The organism is Veillonella sp. AS16 (genome assembly GCF_000517785.1).
Taxonomy (GTDB): Bacteria; Bacillota; Negativicutes; order Veillonellales; family Veillonellaceae; genus Veillonella; species Veillonella denticariosi.
The window spans coordinates 168,360-189,897 of the sequence record NZ_AZYX01000007.1; the positions used below are offsets into that span (position 1 = coordinate 168,360).

The following is a 21,538-nucleotide window of genomic DNA, read 5'->3' on the forward strand; positions in this document are numbered from 1 at the left end:
TCTGTGAGGCTCTGTCTTAATAGTTTTAAATTGTATAAATTATTTTGCATTAATCTTCAATGCCAAGCATTTTTTTTACATCGAGTAAAGTGGCCGTTTTAACGGTGTCGAAATCCAACTTAGCCAACGAATAGGCAAATTTGAGATCTTCTTCTGATTTACAGTTGTCGTAAGGCATTATGCCTGTTTCCTGATAAGGTTCAAGAATACGGTTTCTCCGATGTTTCCAATCAGAGTAATAAGATCCTTTTAATTTAGCCATGAAACCGTTTCTATCAACTAAGACTATACCTTCAGCCGGTTTATAGGAGTTCATTTGTTCATTGAGAACTTCTGTTAATTCATGAATGGAATCGACTGTTTTTATCGTGTTTACAATAGATATAAAATCACATGTGTTTACTTTCAATAGTTCATTTATACTTTGTAAATGATGTTTAGAAAAGGCTACGTCCACATGTTTACCGTTTATATCCAATGAATTAGGTATGAGGTCTAATATAAACAGGTGGTCTTTTTCATATCGGATGATATGCGTATCCTGTGAGCTGATAACTTCGAAAATGATGGAACAATCTTCACGTTTCAGTAGTTCTTTTATTCCCATCTGTATTTCCTTAGGCAATTGTAAAAATAAATCCTTAAAGATTGTTACGTGACTGCCTTTAGTCGTACTTTTGGAAGCAAATACAAATTCATCGTTAATTACACCGAGAATGGCAAGAAATCCGTTTTCTTTGGCACGAATTTCTACCGGAAAGGAGAGTGTATCAGCTAAACTGGGCCATTGTGTTTCCGGTCGTTCACCAATATTAAAGAATTTGTTATAGCTGCGTAGCTTAACGTCTCCCGTGATGCGATCTACAAATAAACCGCGGGCCTGAACGGTGCAATCATTCCATTGACGCTTATGAAATGCACGAGGTGTAAAGTTAAGGGAGTAAAGGTTCGGCTCGCAAGCTTTTACTTTCACCAGTTTAGAATTACCTATTATATTGATATCTTCATTTTGTGTAAATATGGTATGCTGTGACATTCTTTCAAAATCATGACGCATATAATTTTTATCATATATATCATTTTTTATGCCTTTTTTAGTAAACGTAGTTTCTACGATATCAATATATTTGAGTTCTCCTCCAAATTCCACTTCACCTTCTAGGCAATAGGAGTAGGTACCATCCGGTACATCTCGATGTCCATGAATCTGAATGAAATCCTGACAAAGTCCATTTTCATAGTTTTTATCATATATTTTAGCAATATCCGTTTCATAACTGCCATATCCTTTGATAAATGTATCCGTACTGATATACGTCATATTGGGTACATAGGATATACCGCCGTGAGAAACTAAATATTTTCTGCCATGAAATATGAATGGATAGCATTGACGAAGACGTTTATAAAATAGACGTAAATCACGTTGTAGCGAATTGATTTCTTTCTTAGACATATCTTTAATGATAGGGGCGATGACTTCCTTTAAGAAACTTTTTGATGTATTCAACTCTGTGTTAAAGGCGAAATTTTTGATATGCTTTTCATGATTGCCTTCCAGCATAATTGTATTCGGCAGTTCACTGAGTCGCATCATTTCGTAAAGCATTTCCTTGTTTTCAATGCCACGTTCCAAATAGTCACCGCAGAAAATGTATAATGTTTTTTCGTCCCAAGGCGTGATTGCCTTTTGTAATACCGTATAGCAGGCATGAATGTCGCCAATGACACGAATGCGATCATATTTTTCCGTTACATTAACAGTGAAGTAGTTGTTGATTTCATCTATTGATGTAATTTTTTTGCAGAAGCTGGGAAGGGAATGGGTATTTATCATTTTATACATGCGTTTGATGACTTGCTCAGGGACTCGCTTGTATTCTAAACGTGATGCATTACGTGTTAAACACTCCTCTAGAGTGGTTTCTTGTTCATAGTAATAGACGCTGTATTTATATCGATTGATTAATTCTTTATATCCATTGACGCTCTTCGGTGTGGTATGAGTGGCATCAAGAACGATGAAATCACCGTGGCTCATTCTTTGTTCTAAACAATCAAGTAACAGCTTCCATGCCGCATCATTGTCCTTTTGGGAAATATACCAGCCATCGTCACTGATAACAGGGCTACGTAAAAGCATACGGAAATGATCGGCTTCAAGGGTGTAAGCCTCAAGATTGTTGTCACGAATCCACTGAGACTTACCACTAGCAGGAGCACCGCGCATAAGTAGTAGTGTTCTCATAGTAATAATCCTCTCTCTGCCCAAAGGGCGAACATGAAATAATAAAGTATGTGAAACGAATTAATTTAAAGGATAGGTTGGAATAGAATAAAAAAACAGCCTCACGGAAATCCGAGAGGCTGTTTAGATAGCTTTTATATTATAAAGCATTCACTTTAGCTGCTAGATTGGATTTTTTGCGAGCTGCAGTGTTTTTATGAAGTATACCTTTGGAGGCTGCTTTATCAATTACGCTAGTAGCATGAACAAGTGCTTGTTTAGCTTCTTCTACTGCGCCTGCTTGAACAGCTTCAACGGTTTTACGAGCTGCTGTACGGATTTTAGATTTTACAGCGGCATTTTTCGCACGACGTTCAGCATCCGTTTTTACGCTTCTAATACTGGATTTAATATTTGGCAATTGAGTCACCTCCTTAAATTCGTTTCTTATACCTGAATGATTATATCACACAGCATATTGATACGCAAGAACTTTTACAGAGGAAGACTGATTATACTCCTTAATTTATAACATGGATTTTATGAGAGCCTTAATGCTCTATATGATATAATAAATGATAGAATTAAGTGAGGTGTATTATGAAACAATTAATGATCATAGATGGAAGCAGTTTATTATTTCGTGCGTTTTTTGCATTGCCTCCGTTGAGTTCCGCATTGGGAACGCCTACCAATGCGGTTTACGGTTTTTTGACGATGCTTATCAAGCTGTATGAAGAAATTAAACCGGATTATGTGGCGGTAGCTTTTGATAAGGGACGTCAAACATTCAGAACTGAATTGTACAGCGATTATAAAGGGAATCGTCCCGATGCACCGGAGGATTTGCGGCCTCAGTTCAGCCTTATTCAGGATGTTCTGAAAGCACTTGGCATCTGTGTCATTGAAGAAGAAGGCTTTGAAGGTGATGATATTCTCGGATCCTTGAGTAAAAAGTTCGGCTCCGATGATTTGGCGGTCAAAATTATCACCGGTGACCGCGATAATTTACAACTCATTACAAAGTACAGTCATGTGCTATTAACGAAGAAGGGCATTTCCGAAATGTTGGAGGTAACTCCGGATAACATGGAGGAACTCTACGGATATGGTCCTGATAAGGTCATCGATATGAAAGCTCTCATGGGGGATTCGTCCGATAATATTCCAGGGGTTCCTGGTGTTGGAGAAAAGACGGCTCTTAAGCTGATTACTGAATACGGCACTCTTGAATCCGTATACGATCATATTGAGGATATTTCCGGTAAAAAATTGAAGGAACGTCTTGCAGAAAATAAAGATTTGGCATTTTTGTCCCGTCAACTGGCAACGATTAAAACGGATATGGATTTATCCTATACGGTGGATGATTTTGTGCAGAACTTTCATCCCTCTGAGGTGCAACCTCTGTTTGAGACTCTGGGCTTTACCAAGTTGACACCGCGCATCGCACAGGTTATGGGCGGTGAGTCCGAAGCTTTTGGAGAACCGGGTTCTCTTTTTGCGCCTCAAGAGGAGATTTCTTTGGAAAATCTAGGTGATGCAAAGGATTTAACTGCAGATTACTATGACAAAAAAACGGTAGCGGTTCATGTTATATTGGATGGAAAATCCCCGTTCAGAGTTCCTGCCTCGATTTATCTGTCGAATGGGGATAGGGTTGTAAAAACAGATGACGTTAATGCCGTGCTTCCTGTGTTGAAGGGGGCTGAGACGCTTGTAACTACTCAGGCGAAAGAATTGCTGGAGGCGTTTAACGAGGCTGAACCTGCTCGGATATCTCTGTTTAATGATGACGGTACGGCACGGATTCATGATATATCACTATTGGCATATTTGCTTGATCCGACGCGGACTAATTACGGATATCTGTATTTGACCGAGCGTTTTTTCGTACCGGCTATTGCCAGTGGCAGTGTCGATGTGGAGTGCGTATCCATGGTGGAAGCTTTACTTGCCATGAATTCCGGGGCCTATGATGCCGCTCATAGAGAAAATGTATGGTCCCTATATGAAAGTATAGAATTACCTCTTACCCATACGTTAGTAGTAATGGAAAAGAACGGTATTTATATCGATCCTGAAAAGCTTTCAGAAACAACGGTTCGGTTTAAGGCCGAACTGGAAGCCGTACAGCAGGAGATATATGAACTTGCAGGGGAAACTTTCAATATTAATTCACCGAAACAGTTGGGCGTCATCTTGTTCGAAAAATTAGGATTGCCTGTCATTAAGAAAACGAAGACCGGTTATTCCACAGATGCGGAAGTGCTTGATATGTTGCGTAATGAGAGTCCGATTGTAGAAAAGATTCTCGCGTATCGATCTGTGGCAAAACTGGTATCTACCTATTTAGAAGGCCTTGCGGTATTAATTAATGAAAAGACGCATCGTATTCACACCAGCTTTAACCAGATGGTGACGGCTACAGGTCGCTTGAGTTCATCGGATCCGAATTTACAAAATATTCCGGTTCGTACGGAAAAAGGACGTGAGATTCGAGCTCTGTTCTATCCGGGGACGGACTATGACACATTGGTGAGTGCCGATTATTCCCAGATCGAATTGCGTATTTTAGCCCATCTATCCGGTGATAAGGCGTTAATTCAAGCTTTCAAGGACGGTAAGGATATTCACCGTTTTACGGCGGCGGAGGTGCTCGGAAAGGCACAGGAAGATGTGACAAGCGAAGAACGTTCTCATGCAAAAGCGGTTAATTTCGGTATCATCTACGGAATTTCCGATTTCGGTTTGTCCAGAGATCTCGGTATAACCCGGGCGGAAGCAAAAAATTATATCGAATTGTATTTCAGCCGGTATCCGAAGGTTAAGGAATACATGGACCGTATGGTGCAAGAGGCCCATGAAACAGGTAAAGTTCGTACTATGTTCGGCCGTCAACGGGAATTGCCGGATATTAACAGCCGAAATTTTAATCGTCGTTCCTTTGCGGAGCGCACGGCTATGAATACACCGATTCAAGGAACGGCGGCGGATATCATTAAAATCGCTATGAATCAGGTGGAAGAAAAGCTGGAAGAAGGAAAATTCGTATCGCGTCTATTGTTACAGGTTCATGACGAACTCGTGCTGGAAGCGGTAAATTCCGAACTCGATGCGGTGAAAGAATTATTGCGTAGCATTATGGAGAACGTTGTGGAACTGGAGGTACCGCTCATTGTGGATGTGCATAGTGCGGAAAATTGGGCCTTGGTGAAATAAAAGGGAAATCATATGAAAAAAATCGGCTTAACCGGGGGTATTGCGTCCGGTAAAAGCACAGTTTTATCATTTTTTAAAAAGCGCGGTATTCCTTATGTAGATGCGGATGTGGTAGCTCGGGAAGTGGTGGAGCCCGGAACGAAAGGGTTAGAAGCCGTAGTTGAGCATTTCGGTAGCGAAGTACTACATAAGGATGGCACTTTGAATCGTGAGATTCTGGGAAATATCGTTTTTCATGATAATTCGAAACGTGATGTATTAAATCATTGCTTAAAACAATATATTCGGGCGCGTATCATGGAGCTTACCGAAAAATACGAAGAGAAGAGGGTGCCCGTACTCATTTATGATATTCCTCTTCTAATCGAGGGGGAATGGTATACTATGATGGATGAGGTATGGCTCGTTTATGTAAACGAAACAACGCAGGTGCAGCGTTTAATGGAGCGTAATGGATATTCTCGGAGTGATGCGTTAGCTCGCATTCACAGTCAAATGAAACTTGACGACAAGAGGTCTTATGCGACTATAATTATAGATAATAACGGAGCTCCTCATGAGTTAGAGAAACAACTGCAATCTATATGGTCTACTCGGATAGACCCTGTTTTAAAGCCATTTGAGTGATTAATTTGATCGATAGAAGGGGGACTTATGAAACGCACAACAGCAACGGCGTTATCATGCGTCGTTTTGGGCTGGTTTTATTTTGCTCACCTTGACGATTTTGTAGCGCGCCAGTTTGTATATCCCTTTGACTATCGGGCGGAGGTTATGGCTGCCGCTGAAAAGGAAGATGTATCTCCCGCGTTAGTGGCCAGTGTGATTCTCGCTGAAAGTAAGTATAGAAATACGGCGGAATCCGAAACAGGGGCTCTCGGATTGATGCAGCTCATGCCGGAGACGGCACGTTGGATAGCGGAGCAGGTGGGACATGGTAATTATACCGACAGACAGTTAAAAGAACCGGCAACGAATATCGAGTTAGGGACCTGGTATTTAGCACACCTGTTAAAAGATTTTAACGGCGATGAAGTGATGGCTTTAGCCGCATATAATGCAGGGCGCGGACATGTTGAAGCATGGCTACAGGAGAATAAATGGAACGGGATGGTCGATACGATACCATTTCCTGAAACGCGAAGCTATGTAAAGGCCGTATTACAATATCAAGAAAGGTATGAAGCTTTATATGGACCGGATTATTGAATCCTGTAAGAACTTGGACTACTCATGGCTACCTCAGACCGTGGGGGATTTTTCCTTGTTCGTTACGGAGCCCGATGCTTGTACTGCTATACAGAAACGTATCGCTGCAGGTGAAAAGGTAATGACTGTACCCCTTTTTCATTATGAAAATACACTAGGATGGCGTTGGTGCGCCCTCTATGATAAAGAGGTGGAGGACTATACGGTACATGTGGAATTACCGCTTTTCTCTTTTGTAGATATATCTTTTGTTCGTGCGGATCTTGATTCGTTCTGGGCAGGATTACAGGAACGCTGTGTAAAAGGGCTGACGAATATGCTCATAAATCCGTCAGAAAATTTTACGTTCACCTATAAACGTCGAGGTATTCCTACATGGAATTTTTCAGAGGTTATGCCTGATGAACTGGAAGGTTTTGTGCGCGATGTAGATCCTGCACATGCTATTTGCATGATTAACGGATCCTTTATTATCGGTGAATATCGCAAGATGGATGAATGTACGGGGTTGCTACTGTATTATAATGAACTGCGTGATGAGTTCTTTGCTGAACTGCGATATAAAAACTATCCGGAAATCGATCATCATTTAGATGCAAAGAATTTAGATGATTTGAGCTCGCTCTTGCGGGAGTATCTTCAGATTGTATTGCATGATCTCAATGAGCGCAGCTTACAAGAATCCGTATAAGCATATCGGGTCGATTTCAAACTTGACACATTTGTGAAGACGTCTGGAAAATTTTTTTCCAATACCCGAAATTAGGGGATAATTTGTATATATATAGTAAATATGATATACTATATATGACTTTTATATAAATCTTTTAAAAGAGTGGGCGTATGTCCACTCTTTCATTTATGATTAACACTCTTAAGAAATACCTTAACTAAAAGATATATAGATTGTAGTAAATTGTTAGGAGGCGATGGCTATGAAAAGAGAGGCGGTGGAGGAATTTGTTTCCTCTGTAGTTGAAGGCATTATAGCCGGCACCGATATGGAGTTAGTCGATGTGGACTATGTGCGCGAGAGGGACTGGTATTTGCGTGTCTACCTTGATAAACCCGGTGGTGTGGATTTGGACGATTGCCAAGGGGTCAGTGAAAAATTAAGTGCGGTCCTCGATGAAAAGGATCCGATTAAGGAGAACTACTTGTTGGAGGTATCTTCTCCAGGTCTTGATCGGGTATTAAAAAAGGACAAGGATTTAGTTCGTTATAACGGTCGCGATGTTGATATTCAGTTATTTAAACCTATTAACGGCAGCAAACAATATGTGGGCACGTTACAAGGCTTTACGGATACAACTATGGACTTTACAATCAATGGTGAAAGCATTTCGTTTGAACGGTCTGCTGTTGCACAAATTCGATTACACCTTGATTTTTAATATATGGAGGCATACGAGTGAGTCAAGAATTAATTCAAGCGGTGATGGTGCTTACAAAGCAAAAAGGTTTTGCTCCTGAGGTTATTTTCGAGTCTTTGGAGGCTGCATTATTGCAGGCGTATCGCAAAGAACCTACATCTAATCCTGATGCATACGTTGTGATTGACCGTGAAACCGGCGATTATAAGGTAATGGCAAAAAAACAAGTTGTTGAAACTGTAGAGTTGCCGGAAACAGAAATCAGTTTATTTGATGCCCGAAAAAAAGATAAGCGTTTTGAAATCGGCGATATCGTTGAGGTAGATGTAACACCTGCCAATTTCGGACGTAGTGCTGCACATACGGCAAAACAGATGCTTATTCAACGATTGAAGGAAGCGGAACGAAGTGTAGTTTATGAAGAGTATTACAGCCGTGAAGGTGATATTATCACGGGTGTTATTACACGTGTTGAAGGCAAGAATGTATTTATTGATCTCGGTAAGACAGAAGCGATTTTACCGCCTACAGAGCAAATTGCGACGGAAACCTATCGCGAGGGTGACCGTATCAAATGTTATATTGTAGAGGTTAAGAAGACGACAAAAGGTCCTCAAATCATGATTTCCCGTACACATCCGGGCTTATTGAAACGATTGTTTGAGTTGGAGGTACCGGAAATTTACGAAGGTGTGGTAGAGCTTAAATCCGTTGCACGTGAACCGGGGATGCGTTCTAAAATCGCCGTGTACAGCCGTGATGAAAACATCGATCCTGTAGGTTCCTGTGTAGGACCGAAGGGACAACGTGTACAACACATTGTGGATGAACTGCATGATGAAAAAATCGATATCGTTAAATGGGATGAGGATCCGGCGATTTATATTGCCAACTCGTTAAGTCCTGCAAAGGTCGTATCCGTAGATGTGAGCGAAGAGGAAAAATCTTCCTATGTAGTAGTGCCGGATTACCAATTGTCCTTAGCGATCGGCAAGGCCGGTCAAAATGCAAGGCTTGCAGCAAAATTAACGAATTGGAAAATCGATATTAAGAGTGAAACTCAGGCGGCAGAGGAACCTTTCACGGGATTTGGTACTGCTGAGGGTGGTGAATAGTCATGAAACAGAAATCCCAACCTATGCGTACCTGTGTAGGCTGTGGTGAGTCCAAGGTAAAACGGGAACTAATTCGCGTGGCCTTGAGTCCGGATGGCGTTATCAGCATTGACCGCACCGGTAAAGCACCGGGACGAGGCGCTTATCTATGTTCATCCGTTTCCTGTTTTGAGCAGGCCTATAAGGCAAAACGATTGGAGCGATCGTTAAAACATAGTGTATCTCAAGAGATATACGAACAACTTCGACGTGATTTTCAAGAGACCGAGTAATCACTGGTTAAGATATTATGAATGAAGATAAAATTTTAAATCTCTTAGGATTAGCACAACGAGCAGGTAAGGTTGTTTCCGGTGATTTTATCGTGGAAAAAGCCATTAAGAGAAAGGAACCTAAGTTGGTCCTTCTCGCAGGTGACTGTGCATCCAACAATGAAAAGAAATATATACAATTAGCAGATATACATCATATCCCGCTTTGCAGTATTGCCACGAAAGAGGCTTTAGGTACGGCCATTGGCAAGGATGTTCGGGTAGTGGTAGCCGTATTGGATGATGGATTTGCAAAAGCATTATTAAAAGAGATTGATCGATAATAAGGGGGTATGCAGATGTCCAAAAAACGCGTCCATGAAATTGCCAAGGAGTTTGGCGTAGAAAGCAAGCAGGTCATTTCTATATTGCAACAACATAATTTTAAAATTACTACAGCTGTTAATTCTGTTGATGAGACAGGATATGACATTGTAAAAAAACAGTTAAGCAAGAAAGATGGTACAGCATCTAAGACTGTACATAAAGCACCTGCTAAAACGGCTGAACATAAACAGGTGTCTAAACCTCAAAAATCAGAGTCTGTAAGTCATAAAAAAGAGCAAAAAAAGTCGGACAACAAAACGCAAGAGCCGAAGAAACAGGAGTTAAAAAAGCAGGAGCATAAAAAACAGGCACCACAGAAAACAGAACAATCCAAACGTGATGATCATAAGCGAAGTAATGTGCGTCATGTACAAATAAGTGAACCTACGCGCAAATCTAGTGGTAATCAATCTGCCGGAGACCGTCCTAATAATCGTTCCAATAACCGCAACAATGACAATCGCAATAACGATAATCGAAATAAGGATAATCGTAATAGCGGTCGTTCTCATGATACTCGTAATAATGAGAACCGCAATAACGATAATCGTAATAACCGCAACGATGATCGCCGTAACAAGAAGAATAAAAAAGGCGGTAATAACCGTCCGCAATCCTTGTTATCCACATCTATGCAGAAGAAAAAAAATCGCGTAAAGCATCGTAATGAACAATACTTGCAACAAAAAGCGGAAGCTGAACGCAAGGCGGAAGCGGCTATCGCTACGGAAATCGAATTGAGCGGTTCTTTAACGGTTAAAGAATTAGCTGAAAAAATGGGTCGTGAAGTATCTGAAATCATTAAAAAGTTGATGCTTTTAGGTGTTATGGCCAGCATTAACCAGGAGGTAGATGTCGATACGGCTACTATCGTGGCCGAGGAGTTCGGCGTTACTGTAACGGAAGTGGAACCGGAAGAGGATCCAACGGATGTTATTGAGATTGAAGATGCACCGGAAACATTGAAACCTCGCCCTCCAGTTGTAACAATCATGGGGCACGTTGACCATGGTAAAACATCGTTGCTTGATGTTATTCGTCAAACAAATGTAACCGCAGGCGAAGCGGGCGGTATCACACAGCATATCGGTGCATATCAGGTTCGCTACAAGGATAATAAGATTACATTCCTTGATACACCGGGCCATGAAGCTTTCACAGCGATGCGTTTACGCGGTGCAAAGTCCACGGATATCGCCGTCCTTGTGGTTGCCGCGGATGACGGTGTTATGCCTCAAACTATCGAAGCTATTAACCATGCAAGATCTGCTGAAGTTCCTATTATCGTTGCCATCAATAAGATGGATAAACCGGGCGCAAATCCTGACCATGTAAAACAACAACTGTCCGAACATGGTCTCTTGCCTGAAGAATGGGGCGGAGATGTAATTATGGTGCCGGTTTCTGCAAAGCAGAAGCAAGGTATTGATGATTTGCTTGAAAATATCCTGCTCGTTGCAGAGGTTATGGAATTAAAGGCAAATCCTAATCGCAAAGCGTACGGTGTCGTTATCGAGGCTCAACTTGATAAGGGCCGTGGTGCCGTTTGTACAGTTTTAGTACAAAAAGGCTCCCTTCGCGTTGGCGATACGGTGCTGGCGGGTACGGCGTACGGTAAGGTTCGTGCCATGACTAATGAACGTGGTGAAAGGGTAAAAGTAGCCCGCCCTTCCATGCCGGTGGAAATCTTGGGCTTCTCCGAGGTTCCTCAAGCCGGTGAAATCATCAACGGTATGGATGATAATGAAGCACGGGCAATCGCGGAAAAACGTATTGCTAAACAACGTGTTCAGGAATTACAGGCTACACATAAGGTTACATTGGATGATATCTTCAATCAAATCCAACAAGGCGAGTTGAAGGATCTCAATATCATCATCAAAGCCGACGTACAAGGTTCTGTAGAAGCATTGCGTCAATCTTTGGAAGCGATTAAAAATCCTGAGGTTCGCATCGTTATCGTTCATGCTGCAGTAGGTGCTATCAACGAATCCGATATTATGCTCGCATCCGCATCCAATGCGATTGTAATGGGCTTTAATGTACGTCCTGATGCAAACGTTCGCCGTGCGGCTGAACAGGAAAAGGTCGACTTACGTACGTATCGTGTAATCTATGATGCCATTAATGACGTTGAATCCGCTATGCGCGGTATGTTGGCACCTCAATTTAAAGAGGTTGTCGTAGGCCGTGCGGAAGTGCGCCAGGTTATTTCCACACCGAAGGCTATCGTTGCAGGTTCTTATGTAACGGAAGGTCGTATTACAAATGACTCCGAAGTACGTTTGATTCGTGACGGCATCGTTGTTTTCGAAGGTAAGGTCGATTCTTTACGTCGATTTAAAGATGAAGTTAAGGAAGTAAAAACATCCTTCGAGTGCGGTATTTCCCTTGAAGGGTATCGCGATATCAAGGAAGGCGACGTTATCGAAGCATACTTGATGGAAGAAATTGCACCTCAACTTTAGGAGGTTATTATGAGTGACGTTCGTGTCAGAAAATTACAGGAATTTATCAAACAAGAGGTAAGTCAAATGCTGATGCGCGGATTAAAGGATCCTCGCATCGGCTTCACTACCGTTACAGATGTGCATGTGACGGGTGATTTACGAGAAGCTACTATTTACGTCAGCTTGTTTGGTTCCGATAAGGAAAAAGAAGATACTCTTATCGCATTAAAGCATGCATCAGGCCATATTCGTACCGAACTCGGAAAGGTACTTAAATTGCGCCATATTCCTACGATTACCTTTGATAAGGATACATCGCTGGATTACAGCATGCGCATCGAATCCCTTTTACATGAGATTAAAAAGGATGAAGAAACAAATTAACACAAAGGATACAGAACATGAGTAAGATTACAATTAATCAATTACATATGGCTCTGTGTGAAGCTAATTCTATTATGCTAACCGTCCATATCCGTCCCGATGGCGATGCTATCGGCTCTATGGTCGCCTTTTATGAAGCCCTTGTAGGGCAAGGCAAAACCGTATATATGGTAGTGGATGATGTAGTACCTGATAAATACACTTTCTTACAGTATACGGATCATATCCATGATGTAGCGTATTTTGAGTCCCATCCTGTGGATATTGATATGCTCATGGTTTTGGATGCTAGCACGTATGAGCGAATTGGCAAAGTAGGTGCACTCTGGAGTGCACCTATTTTTAATATAGACCATCATATTTCCAATACGGAATTTGCGGATCATCTATACTTAAAGCCTGAGTTTGCTGCTACCGGTGAAATCATTACCGATTTATGTGCAAAATGGAATTGGCCTATTACAGAGTCCATGGGGACCGCTCTATATATGGCTATTGCCACGGATTGCGGATTCTTTAAATTCAGCAATACAACGGCTAATACGCTAGAAATGGCTGCTAAATGTGTTGCTGCAGGGGCTAGACCTAATGTGATTTCAGAGACGATTGAGGCTGTATCGGCGGAGCGTCTCGATTTGACGAAGCAGATTATGCAGACCATTGAATTTTATAAAAATGATACTGTGGCTACCATCGAATTAAACAGAGAGGCTATGGCTATTCTCGGTGATGATACAGACGGTTTCGTGGATATAATCCGCAATGTAGATACGGTGGATATTTCCATTTTGCTGAAAGCCGAGTCGGATAATCGCACGCGTGTGAGCCTGCGATCTAGAGGGGCGGATGTAAACGCAATTGCTGCCCGTTTTGGCGGCGGTGGTCATATCCGTGCCGCCGGCTGTACGATTAATTTACCATTAACAGAGGCTAAACGCGTATTAATTGAGGCTATTAAATAATGGATGGTATTTTACCGTTTTTAAAACCGCCCGGCATTACCAGTCACGATGCGGTGGCTATATGTCGTCGTATTTTAAAAGAAAAACGCATCGGCCATAGCGGAACGTTAGATCCCATGGCATATGGTGTATTACCTATATTTCTCGGCAAGGCGACTCGCCTCATAGAATACACGGAGGGCTTTGACAAGACCTATGTAGCGGAATGTAAATTCGGTACCTTTACGGATACGGAGGATAGTTCCGGCAATCCGGTACTGCCCGATGCGGATATGTCTCTTAGAGCAGGTGTTCTCGTAGATGCTGAGGCAGGCTCGTCTTTTCTAGATGAATCTATTGGCAAGCCTGGTTTTGATGAACTACAAAGCACATTGAAAACCTTTGAAGGAGACCAGCATCAACGGCCCTCAAGATATTCGGCAATCAAGGTGAACGGTATTCGCGCTTATGAATACGCTCGTAAGGGGATTTCTGTAGAATTGCCGTTACGTCGAATTCATATTAAGCATATTGAACTCATGGCGTATGGATTTCCTTACTTCACAGTCCGTATTACCTGCTCAGGGGGCACGTATATCCGATCCCTGTTACGCGATATATGTATATCTCTTGGAATTCCTGGCACGATGACATCCTTGGCACGTACACAGGTGGGCCCTTTTGATATCTCCATGACCAAGATTGCTGAAGAGCTGATGGTCCATGGTGAAAGCTTACTATTACCGACGGATACGGCGGTTTCCCATCTTTCACAAGTCGTTGTAAATAGTGTACAATTAAGGATGATGATAGAAGGCAAGGAGTTACCCATTGGTAAAGATTTTGCTTTCACAGAAACAGGTCATCTCTATAGAGCCTATGGACCTCATGGGTTTATAGGTATTATGAAACGAACAGACCACACATTGAAGGTGGATAAAAATATTTTTATTAAAGGATAAGTATGAAGCAAATACATTCGTTTGATGAATTGCGCCAAATCAAAGATAGAAAAGTATATGCCTTGGGTACCTTTGACGGCATTCATAGAGGTCATCAGCGAGTTATATATAAGGCTGTGCAAGAGGCTAAATCAGCACAGGCGGTGAGTATCATTGTCACATTTGAACGTCATCCGTTGACTATTTTACATCCGGATAGAGTGCCGAAGTTACTGGTTCAGCAGGATGTTATGGACGATATTTTATCATCTATGGATGTGGACTATGTTTTACGGTTACCTATGACGGCAGGTTTATTGCGTGTCACGGCGGAGGAGTTCCTTAAAATTCTATGCAAAAACATGAATGTAGCCGCAATTGTAATGGGTGAGAATTTTACCTTTGGTGCGCAGGGGTTGGGAAATCCTTCCTATATACAGCAGTCATTAGGTTCTACGGACATCCGTGTTTTGGTACAGCCGTTATTACCTTGCGATTCTTTGGAAAAACCGATTTCCAGTACGGAAATTCGCAAGGCGATTCAAGAAGGACGTATGGAGGATGCCACAAAGTGGCTAGGTCGACCGTATCAATTCAAGGGGACCGTAATTAAAGGTGATCAACGGGGACGGACGTTGGGATTTCCTACGTTGAACTTGCTCTTACCTGATGAAATGGCGATTCCTCCCGATGGTGTTTATGCAAATCGTGTATGTATTGATGAGAAATGGTATAACGGAGTCGGCAATATCGGAGATAATCCGACCTTTAAGAATCAATATCATCGATGTGAAGTTCATGTATTTGACTTTGATCAAGATGTATATGGACAAAGTGTTATTGTTCAATTTATTTCGTATATACGGTCAGAGGTTAAATTCAGCCATTTGCAGGATCTAATCGATCAGATGAAAGTCGATGAAGAGAAAGCGTTGCGTATTTTGACTGACTCGTGAGGATAGAGGGGGTTCTAATGGATATTAAAGAAGCTCGTAAACAAATTGATAGCATAGATGCCGTATTGGTTAAAGAATTTGAAAAACGGTTAAACCTGATAAAGGAAATCGGGAAGTATAAGGATGAGCATCATTTGCCGCTTATCGATGAAGAGCGTGATGAAGATATCATTGCTTTGCACAAGGATCTTTGTAAGGATAAAAATTTGTCGCCATATGTGGAGAATTACTTAAAAACTGTTGTGTCCATGAGTAACGAGTTTTTGAAAGAGCATATGCATAAACACATTTTCCTTATCGGTATGCCCGGCGCAGGCAAGACGACGGTCGGAAAAATGCTGGCAAAGGAATTGGGGCGTGATTTTTACGATTTGGATCAGACCATTCAAGATAAGGTCGGTAAATCGGTGCAGAACATTTTTATTTACGATGGTAAGGATGCTTTCAGTAAATATGAATATTCCACGATTAAAGAACTCATCCGGAATAAACCGTCGGTGATAGCGACCGGCGGCGGTACGGTTACCTATGATAAAACGGTTAAACTCATGCGAAATAACGGATTGGTTGTATTCGTGAATCGCGATGTCAATCATATTCTGGATGATTTGGATTTGGAAATCAGACCTCTTGTAAAGGAAAGTATCGAGTACATTTTTAATGTTTATGAAGAACGGTATCCTTTATATGAAAAGGTTGCACATATTAAAATCGGTAATGAAGGCAGTATTACCGATGCGGTACAAGAAATCATTGAGGCATTGCCGAATACGGAGAAATAATGGACGCCATACGAGGAGTTGTATACCGAACTATATATGAAAATACACAGCGCACATATTGTGTGTTTATATTGAAAGATTATAATGAGGAATACATTACTTGTACGGGTAAGTTCGAATCGCCTAAGGAAGGCGAGGATATCGAAGTTCGTGGCCGATATGTGGAGCATGCGAAATACGGTTTTCAGTTTGATTCTTTCAGTATAGAGAAATTGAAACCCGATAATATGGGGGCCGCTAAATTATACCTGATGAATCTCGGCATCAAAGGCTTCGGTGAAAAATCTGTTGAAAAGGTGCTCGATTACTTCGGTATTCGGATCTTAGAGGTATTGCGCGAAGAACGACCTGAGGAAATCAAGGATGTACCGGGGCTGAGACAAAGCGTTAAGGATGAACTTTTTAATACCTTATTAGGGGAAGGCATTTTAGCGGATCTGAATCATTTCTTTGAAAGTCACCATATTTCATCGAAATGGAGCCGTACCGTTTATACATACTATGGGGTACAAGCCGTCGATGTAATCAAGGATAATCCGTATACATTGCTTCGCGTGGCTCAAGATATGGCCTTCGGAACGGCAGATACGCTGGCTGAAAATCTTGGAATTGCTGGCAGCGATATGCGACGACTTGAGGCCGGTCTTGAATGGATTTTACGAAATCTCGATAATCAGGGCCATACATGCTTACCGGTGGATCAGCTTATCGGTCGCATGGATGATCTGTTACAAACAGATGCAGATGATATTGCTGATTTTATTGAATCCTTATTGGAGCAAGGTGCTCTTTACAGTACTTATTACGATGATATTCTCTATATCTATCCGCCTCAGATGTATGTAGCCGAAGTGGAAGGCGCTAATTATACGCGTGACTTTCTACTGGAAGCTGACCCCATATCGCTTGATATACAGGGGTTTATCAATCGATTTGAACAGGAGAATCACATTACTTTCGGTGATGCTCAGAAGGAAGCCATCAAACTGTCTTTTTTTGAAAAGTTTTCCCTTATCACAGGTGGACCCGGTACAGGTAAAACAACGATTATCAAGGCCCTGGTGAAAGGCTTTCAATTAGGCGGCCTGGGGCGTATCATTCTCTGTGCGCCGACAGGGCGTGCTGCTAAGCGGCTGACGGAGGCGACGGAGTTTGAAGCGACTACGATTCATCGCTTACTGGTACCCGTCCAGGGGAGCGATTCATATGATTTTACGAAGAATGAAGATGATCCTCTCGAAATTGATGTTATCATCATAGATGAAGCCTCCATGTTGAATGTGCGTTTGTTTTATTCTCTCATGGCGGCTATTCCCAGGGAGGCTCATGTCATCATTGTGGGCGATGTGGATCAGTTGCCGCCGATAGGTGCTGGTTTTGTTCTTAAGGATTTGCTTGACAGTGAATGCGTGCCCTATACAAGGCTAAATCAGATTTATCGGCAGAATTCTGGTAATACAATTGTCGACAGTGCTTATGCTATTAATCGGGGTGATATGCCTAAACTCGATGGTAATGGCGATGAATTTTCTTTTATTCCTGTGAACTCTTATGATGCGCTGATGAAAGTTATCATTGATGTGTATAAGCGTGAGCAGGAGCATATAGAGGATGAACTGGATATTCAGATTATTTCGCCCATGCGTCGCGGGGAAGCGGGGAGTACACGTATATCACAATATGTACAACAAGCATTGAATCCTCCTGACAGTCATAAGGGTGAGGTTCGTGTTAATGGTATTACGTATCGCGTCGGAGATAAGGTTATTCAGATTTTGAATAACTATGATTTGGATATATTTAACGGTGAAATCGGTATTATTTATGCCATTTCGAGAACGGATATTTGTATCCGTTTTATCCATAAGGAAGTGCGTCTTTCTATCGATGATGCACATATGATTATGCCTGCTTATGCGATTACGGTGCATAAGAGTCAAGGCAGTGAATATGGTGTGGTGATTATTCCTTTTGTACCCCGATACGGCGGTATGTTGCAGAGAAATTTATTATATACGGCTGTAACACGTGCTAAGCGTAAGGTTATCATTGTCGGTACAACGAGTGCTATTGACCGTGCGGTTCATACGGTAAATGCTGATGAACGGTATACATTATTTAAGGAACGCATACAGGGGAGCTGTGATTCGTAATGAGCTTATGGGATTTTTTATTTCCTCCTACATGTCCGCATTGCGGTGCTGAGGTAGTATCACAAGGGGATTGGTGTGAATCCTGTTTTACCGAACTTTTACATATTCGCCATGTACCGAACAAGTTTTTACATTATTTGGATGATGTATGTATATTGGCTGACTATAAGGGCGGTATGAAGTCCATGATATATGATGTCAAATTTAACGAAAAAAAGGAGCAGTCCAAAGGGGCTGCTCCTTTTTTAGTATCGTACAACTTTTACATGCACAGAAAATTTAATAATGATACTGTAAATTCGCATGTATTTGATTATATTGTTCCTGTTCCATCCGGTGCAGCTAAGAGAAAACAACGAGGATATAACCAGGTGGATCTATTTTTTAAAACTTGGGCGGATGCATTACATCATATGTATCCTACCTATTTTGAGTGGCTTGATTGCCTTTACAAATTTGATACAGAGCGTGATATGTGGAGTCTGACATATAAAGAACGGCACGCTAATATTGATGGTGCTTTCATGATGCATTGTGATTATGATGATGTTAATCTGGAAGGTAAGAGAATTCTTATTGTGGATGATATTTATACTACCGGTGCCACCTTGGAGGCGGTAGCTAAAATATTGCGATTAAAGAGGCCGAAAAAAATAGAAGCCCTTACACTTGCCAGTGGGAGCTTCTAATGATAGTTCATACATTATTTGTATCTTAAATTAGTACATTAAATATAGAATTAGGTGTTATGGTTTGAGGCCAGAGCATAGACCTTTAGATAAAAACATAATTTATCCTAGGACATCGATAAAGGCTTTTACCACATCTGGATCGAAGAGAGAGCCTGATGCACTGAAGAGTTCTTCTTTTGCTTTCGCCTTAGTTTTTGCCCAAAATTCGGTGGATGGATTAACCGTTGTGTCATAATAATCAGCAACGGCGATAATACGGGCACCTAATGGAATATTAGCCCCGCGTAAATGCTTCGGATATCCGGAACCATCCCATTTTTCGTGATGATAGCGGATATAAGGCAAGATTTGCTGGCAACACGGATAATTTTCAATCATGTTGGCACCGCTTGCAGCATGTTGTTTATATTTGGACATTTCTTGTTTGTTCAGATATGGACACTTTTGTATAAGTGCATTAGGCACCATCAAGAGCCCTACATCGTGGAGTAAGGCGGCATGACGAATTTGCTCAATTTCATTTAGGGGCAACCCCATTTTTGCGGCGATACTGACTGCATAATTGGCAACCTGGATGGAATGCGTATATAGATGATAGCTTTTCATCTGTATCATCTGTAATAATTGTGCACTGATGGCCTCTAGACTATCTTTCTCCAATTCATACAGCCCTGACGGCTGCATTAATGATAACATAAACATAGTAAACCCCTTTACTCACCTACATAACATATTATACATCCCCAAGTATAAATGTTTATATCGTACAACTTTTGGTTCGTTCTTTATTAACAGTATACGTATTATACACCATAAAAATTTTTTTGTGTATGAGACATATGTTCTTCTATGATGCTAGTATTCGTATTTATCATACAAAAAATGATTGACTTTTTAGGAATGCAATAATAACAGTGCTTTAAAAATTTGATTTAATAAAAATGATAGAATTATGAAGAAATTTTTATGTATTCTATTCCTATTTTCTATACAACGAAAAAAAGACTTGAAAAATTTATTTTTATTCTACTGAGAATAAAGAGACAGTATGTTCGGACATATTATGTGGGGAAAAGTGTTATGTTTGTATGGTATTAAAAGAATACATCAATTAAATTCTACGGTTAAAAGACGGGTTAATAAGCGTATACCTAGACAGTAATGAGAATATTATTTATAATAACTTTATACGGGTCTGTGGTTGCAAGTCGATGCCAGTCGCAGGCGAAACGATCCACATAAGCAGCCCGAGAGGCTGTGAGCATGGTGCGGCTTAGGTGTAAGTCCTGCCGGTAACACGAGAGGAGTAGTAGTGGGGAGTCACAGACTTATGAGCGAACCTTCCAGCAGGCGAGTGTGGGGGCAAAAACCAGGTCAGCCGTATATAGGCACATGAGGCTTTTCTCATGTGCTTTTTCTTTTATACATATGTATATCGGTAAACGGTTATAAATCCTATGGTTAAAGTAAATAGAGTATACATTGATGTAATAAATATTCATAAGATGTATAGGCAAAGGGGATTATATCGGAAGTATGTCGATTAAACGGAATAATATATACAAAAATATTGACATATTTATACCTTATGTCTATACTATCAATATAGTAATTGAAAATTAAGTTTATGAGGGTGATACTATGTTACATAATAAATTAAAAAAACTAATTCTTGGTAGTTGTATGCTGATTATGGCCGGTGCTGTTGTAGGCGGTTGTGGATCAACCGCTGACACATCTAATAAATTAATTGTAGGTACGAATGCGACTTTTGTACCGTTCGAATTTAAAGATGAAAAAACACAGGATTATACCGGTTTTGATATCGAATTGATCCGTGCAATCGGCAAGCGTATCAATAAAGATGTAGAACTTAAAAATGTCGCGTTTGATGCGTTGATTCCGGCTTTGAATACACATGATATCGATGTGGCGGCATCCGGTATGACCATTACAAAAGCAAGAAGTGAAAAAGTGTTATTCTCATCTCCATATTATGAAAATGCTTTAGCCGTTGTATTTAAAGACGGTCAGAATATCAACTCTTTAGATGATTTAAAGGGCAAGAAAATTGCGGCTCAATTAGGTACTACAGGTTCCGATTTGGCACATAAAATTGAAGGTACTACGGTAAAAGAATTTGACCATAGTAACGAAGCTCTGTTAGAATTACAAAATGGCGGGGCTGATGCAACGGTTATCGATTTGCCTGTAGCACAATATTACACTACAAAACATCCGGACCAACAGATTAAATATATGGCATATCCGAATACGAAAGAATATCTCGGTATTGCAATTAATAAAGATAATAAGGCTTTACAGGAACAAATAAACAAAGCTATTGAAGAGATGAAGGCGGATGGCGAATTTAATGCATTATATAAAAAATGGTTTAATGTAGATGCACCTGCAGATATGCCCGTTGTTGTAGATTTTAAATAGTATAGGGAGT

20 protein-coding genes are annotated in these 21,538 nt (G+C 41.0%); 17 read left to right on the forward strand and 3 right to left on the reverse strand.

Going from position 1 to position 21,538, the window contains the following annotated elements:
* Nucleotides 1–49 precede the first annotated feature (49 nt).
* Both HMPREF1521_RS00900 and rpsT read right to left on the reverse strand, forming a co-directional pair.
* Complete coding sequence (locus tag HMPREF1521_RS00900) at nucleotides 50–2,248, reverse strand: RNA ligase (RefSeq protein ID WP_038114718.1); 2,199 nt, start codon at nucleotides 2,246–2,248, stop codon at nucleotides 50–52.
* Nucleotides 2,249–2,387: 139 nt separating this feature from the next.
* The gene (gene rpsT / locus HMPREF1521_RS00905; RefSeq protein ID WP_038114721.1) at nucleotides 2,388–2,648 is read right to left on the reverse strand and encodes a 30S ribosomal protein S20; all 261 of its coding nucleotides are present in this window, start codon (nucleotides 2,646–2,648) and stop codon (nucleotides 2,388–2,390) included.
* A 179-nt stretch (nucleotides 2,649–2,827) separates the two neighbouring features.
* Between rpsT and polA the strand changes: the two genes are divergently transcribed.
* From polA to HMPREF1521_RS00985, 16 genes are all read left to right on the forward strand, one after another.
* Nucleotides 2,828–5,449 carry a DNA polymerase I gene (gene polA / locus HMPREF1521_RS00910; RefSeq protein ID WP_051435727.1) on the forward strand — a complete coding sequence of 874 codons (2,622 nt, stop codon included), beginning with the start codon at nucleotides 2,828–2,830 and terminating at the stop codon, nucleotides 5,447–5,449.
* A 12-nt stretch (nucleotides 5,450–5,461) separates the two neighbouring features.
* A complete protein-coding gene (coaE, locus tag HMPREF1521_RS00915; protein WP_038114723.1) occupies nucleotides 5,462–6,076 on the forward strand; it encodes a dephospho-CoA kinase in 615 nt (204 codons plus the stop codon).
* 27 nt (nucleotides 6,077–6,103) lie between these two features.
* On the forward strand, nucleotides 6,104–6,658 hold the full coding sequence (locus HMPREF1521_RS00920) for a lytic transglycosylase domain-containing protein (RefSeq protein ID WP_038114725.1): 555 nt from the start codon (nucleotides 6,104–6,106) through the stop codon (nucleotides 6,656–6,658).
* Nucleotides 6,642–7,349 carry a hypothetical protein gene (locus HMPREF1521_RS00925; RefSeq protein WP_038114726.1) on the forward strand — a complete coding sequence of 236 codons (708 nt, stop codon included), beginning with the start codon at nucleotides 6,642–6,644 and terminating at the stop codon, nucleotides 7,347–7,349. Before HMPREF1521_RS00920 ends, HMPREF1521_RS00925 begins: the two co-directional genes overlap by 17 nt.
* Nucleotides 7,350–7,593: 244 nt before the next feature.
* Nucleotides 7,594–8,052 carry a ribosome maturation factor RimP gene (rimP, locus tag HMPREF1521_RS00930; protein WP_038114727.1) on the forward strand — a complete coding sequence of 153 codons (459 nt, stop codon included), beginning with the start codon at nucleotides 7,594–7,596 and terminating at the stop codon, nucleotides 8,050–8,052.
* 17 nt (nucleotides 8,053–8,069) lie between these two features.
* Complete coding sequence (nusA, locus tag HMPREF1521_RS00935) at nucleotides 8,070–9,146, forward strand: transcription termination factor NusA (protein WP_038114728.1); 1,077 nt, start codon at nucleotides 8,070–8,072, stop codon at nucleotides 9,144–9,146.
* Nucleotides 9,147–9,148: 2 nt separating this feature from the next.
* Nucleotides 9,149–9,418, forward strand: a complete 270-nt coding sequence (rnpM, locus tag HMPREF1521_RS00940; protein ID WP_038114729.1) for an RNase P modulator RnpM — start codon at nucleotides 9,149–9,151, stop codon at nucleotides 9,416–9,418.
* Nucleotides 9,419–9,435: 17 nt separating this feature from the next.
* Nucleotides 9,436–9,741 (forward strand): ribosomal L7Ae/L30e/S12e/Gadd45 family protein, encoded by a 306-nt coding sequence (locus tag HMPREF1521_RS00945; RefSeq protein ID WP_038114731.1) that lies wholly within the window; start codon nucleotides 9,436–9,438, stop codon nucleotides 9,739–9,741.
* Nucleotides 9,742–9,756: 15 nt separating this feature from the next.
* The gene (gene infB / locus HMPREF1521_RS00950) at nucleotides 9,757–12,252 is read left to right on the forward strand and encodes a translation initiation factor IF-2 (RefSeq protein ID WP_038114733.1); all 2,496 of its coding nucleotides are present in this window, start codon (nucleotides 9,757–9,759) and stop codon (nucleotides 12,250–12,252) included.
* Between the two features lie 9 nt (nucleotides 12,253–12,261).
* Entirely contained in the window at nucleotides 12,262–12,618 is a 357-nt protein-coding gene (gene rbfA, locus HMPREF1521_RS00955; protein ID WP_038114735.1) for a 30S ribosome-binding factor RbfA, read from the forward strand.
* A 17-nt stretch (nucleotides 12,619–12,635) separates the two neighbouring features.
* Nucleotides 12,636–13,580, forward strand: coding sequence for a bifunctional oligoribonuclease/PAP phosphatase NrnA (locus HMPREF1521_RS00960; RefSeq protein WP_038114737.1), 945 nt, complete (start codon nucleotides 12,636–12,638; stop codon nucleotides 13,578–13,580).
* Nucleotides 13,580–14,521 carry a tRNA pseudouridine(55) synthase TruB gene (locus HMPREF1521_RS00965; protein WP_038114740.1) on the forward strand — a complete coding sequence of 314 codons (942 nt, stop codon included), beginning with the start codon at nucleotides 13,580–13,582 and terminating at the stop codon, nucleotides 14,519–14,521. The genes HMPREF1521_RS00960 and HMPREF1521_RS00965 overlap by 1 nt, the downstream gene beginning before the upstream one ends.
* A 2-nt stretch (nucleotides 14,522–14,523) precedes the next feature.
* Complete coding sequence (locus HMPREF1521_RS00970; RefSeq protein WP_038114742.1) at nucleotides 14,524–15,456, forward strand: bifunctional riboflavin kinase/FAD synthetase; 933 nt, start codon at nucleotides 14,524–14,526, stop codon at nucleotides 15,454–15,456.
* Nucleotides 15,457–15,473: 17 nt separating this feature from the next.
* Nucleotides 15,474–16,238 carry a shikimate kinase gene (locus HMPREF1521_RS00975; protein ID WP_038114745.1) on the forward strand — a complete coding sequence of 255 codons (765 nt, stop codon included), beginning with the start codon at nucleotides 15,474–15,476 and terminating at the stop codon, nucleotides 16,236–16,238.
* Nucleotides 16,238–18,391, forward strand: coding sequence for an ATP-dependent RecD-like DNA helicase (locus HMPREF1521_RS00980; RefSeq protein ID WP_038114748.1), 2,154 nt, complete (start codon nucleotides 16,238–16,240; stop codon nucleotides 18,389–18,391). The genes HMPREF1521_RS00975 and HMPREF1521_RS00980 overlap by 1 nt, the downstream gene beginning before the upstream one ends.
* Complete coding sequence (locus HMPREF1521_RS00985) at nucleotides 18,391–19,080, forward strand: ComF family protein (protein WP_038114751.1); 690 nt, start codon at nucleotides 18,391–18,393, stop codon at nucleotides 19,078–19,080. The genes HMPREF1521_RS00980 and HMPREF1521_RS00985 overlap by 1 nt, the downstream gene beginning before the upstream one ends.
* A 102-nt stretch (nucleotides 19,081–19,182) precedes the next feature.
* Here the strand turns inward: HMPREF1521_RS00985 and HMPREF1521_RS00990 are convergent, their stop codons facing one another.
* Nucleotides 19,183–19,785 carry an HD-GYP domain-containing protein gene (locus HMPREF1521_RS00990; protein ID WP_038114752.1) on the reverse strand — a complete coding sequence of 201 codons (603 nt, stop codon included), beginning with the start codon at nucleotides 19,783–19,785 and terminating at the stop codon, nucleotides 19,183–19,185.
* 939 nt (nucleotides 19,786–20,724) lie between these two features.
* On the opposite strand from HMPREF1521_RS00990, the gene HMPREF1521_RS00995 reads away from it, so the two are divergent.
* Nucleotides 20,725–21,528: a basic amino acid ABC transporter substrate-binding protein gene (locus HMPREF1521_RS00995; protein WP_038114753.1), complete on the forward strand. Its 804-nt coding sequence runs from the start codon at nucleotides 20,725–20,727 to the stop codon at nucleotides 21,526–21,528.
* The last annotated feature ends 10 nt before the right edge of the window (nucleotides 21,529–21,538 follow it).

Bases quoted from the DNA above. Each gene is read 5' to 3' on its own strand.
- HMPREF1521_RS00900 (WP_038114718.1), bottom strand. From the start codon at position 2,248: ATGAGAACACTACTACTTATGCGCGGTGCTCCTGCTAGTGGTAAGTCT.
- polA (WP_051435727.1), top strand. From the start codon at position 2,828: ATGAAACAATTAATGATCATAGATGGAAGCAGTTTATTATTTCGTGCG.
- coaE (WP_038114723.1), top strand. From the start codon at position 5,462: ATGAAAAAAATCGGCTTAACCGGGGGTATTGCGTCCGGTAAAAGCACA.
- HMPREF1521_RS00920 (WP_038114725.1), top strand. From the start codon at position 6,104: ATGAAACGCACAACAGCAACGGCGTTATCATGCGTCGTTTTGGGCTGG.
- HMPREF1521_RS00925 (WP_038114726.1), top strand. From the start codon at position 6,642: ATGGACCGGATTATTGAATCCTGTAAGAACTTGGACTACTCATGGCTA.
- rimP (WP_038114727.1), top strand. From the start codon at position 7,594: ATGAAAAGAGAGGCGGTGGAGGAATTTGTTTCCTCTGTAGTTGAAGGC.
- rnpM (WP_038114729.1), top strand. From the start codon at position 9,149: ATGAAACAGAAATCCCAACCTATGCGTACCTGTGTAGGCTGTGGTGAG.
- HMPREF1521_RS00945 (WP_038114731.1), top strand. From the start codon at position 9,436: ATGAATGAAGATAAAATTTTAAATCTCTTAGGATTAGCACAACGAGCA.
- infB (WP_038114733.1), top strand. From the start codon at position 9,757: ATGTCCAAAAAACGCGTCCATGAAATTGCCAAGGAGTTTGGCGTAGAA.
- rbfA (WP_038114735.1), top strand. From the start codon at position 12,262: ATGAGTGACGTTCGTGTCAGAAAATTACAGGAATTTATCAAACAAGAG.
- HMPREF1521_RS00960 (WP_038114737.1), top strand. From the start codon at position 12,636: ATGAGTAAGATTACAATTAATCAATTACATATGGCTCTGTGTGAAGCT.
- HMPREF1521_RS00965 (WP_038114740.1), top strand. From the start codon at position 13,580: ATGGATGGTATTTTACCGTTTTTAAAACCGCCCGGCATTACCAGTCAC.
- HMPREF1521_RS00970 (WP_038114742.1), top strand. From the start codon at position 14,524: ATGAAGCAAATACATTCGTTTGATGAATTGCGCCAAATCAAAGATAGA.
- HMPREF1521_RS00975 (WP_038114745.1), top strand. From the start codon at position 15,474: ATGGATATTAAAGAAGCTCGTAAACAAATTGATAGCATAGATGCCGTA.
- HMPREF1521_RS00980 (WP_038114748.1), top strand. From the start codon at position 16,238: ATGGACGCCATACGAGGAGTTGTATACCGAACTATATATGAAAATACA.
- HMPREF1521_RS00985 (WP_038114751.1), top strand. From the start codon at position 18,391: ATGAGCTTATGGGATTTTTTATTTCCTCCTACATGTCCGCATTGCGGT.
- HMPREF1521_RS00990 (WP_038114752.1), bottom strand. From the start codon at position 19,785: ATGTTTATGTTATCATTAATGCAGCCGTCAGGGCTGTATGAATTGGAG.
- HMPREF1521_RS00995 (WP_038114753.1), top strand. From the start codon at position 20,725: ATGTTACATAATAAATTAAAAAAACTAATTCTTGGTAGTTGTATGCTG.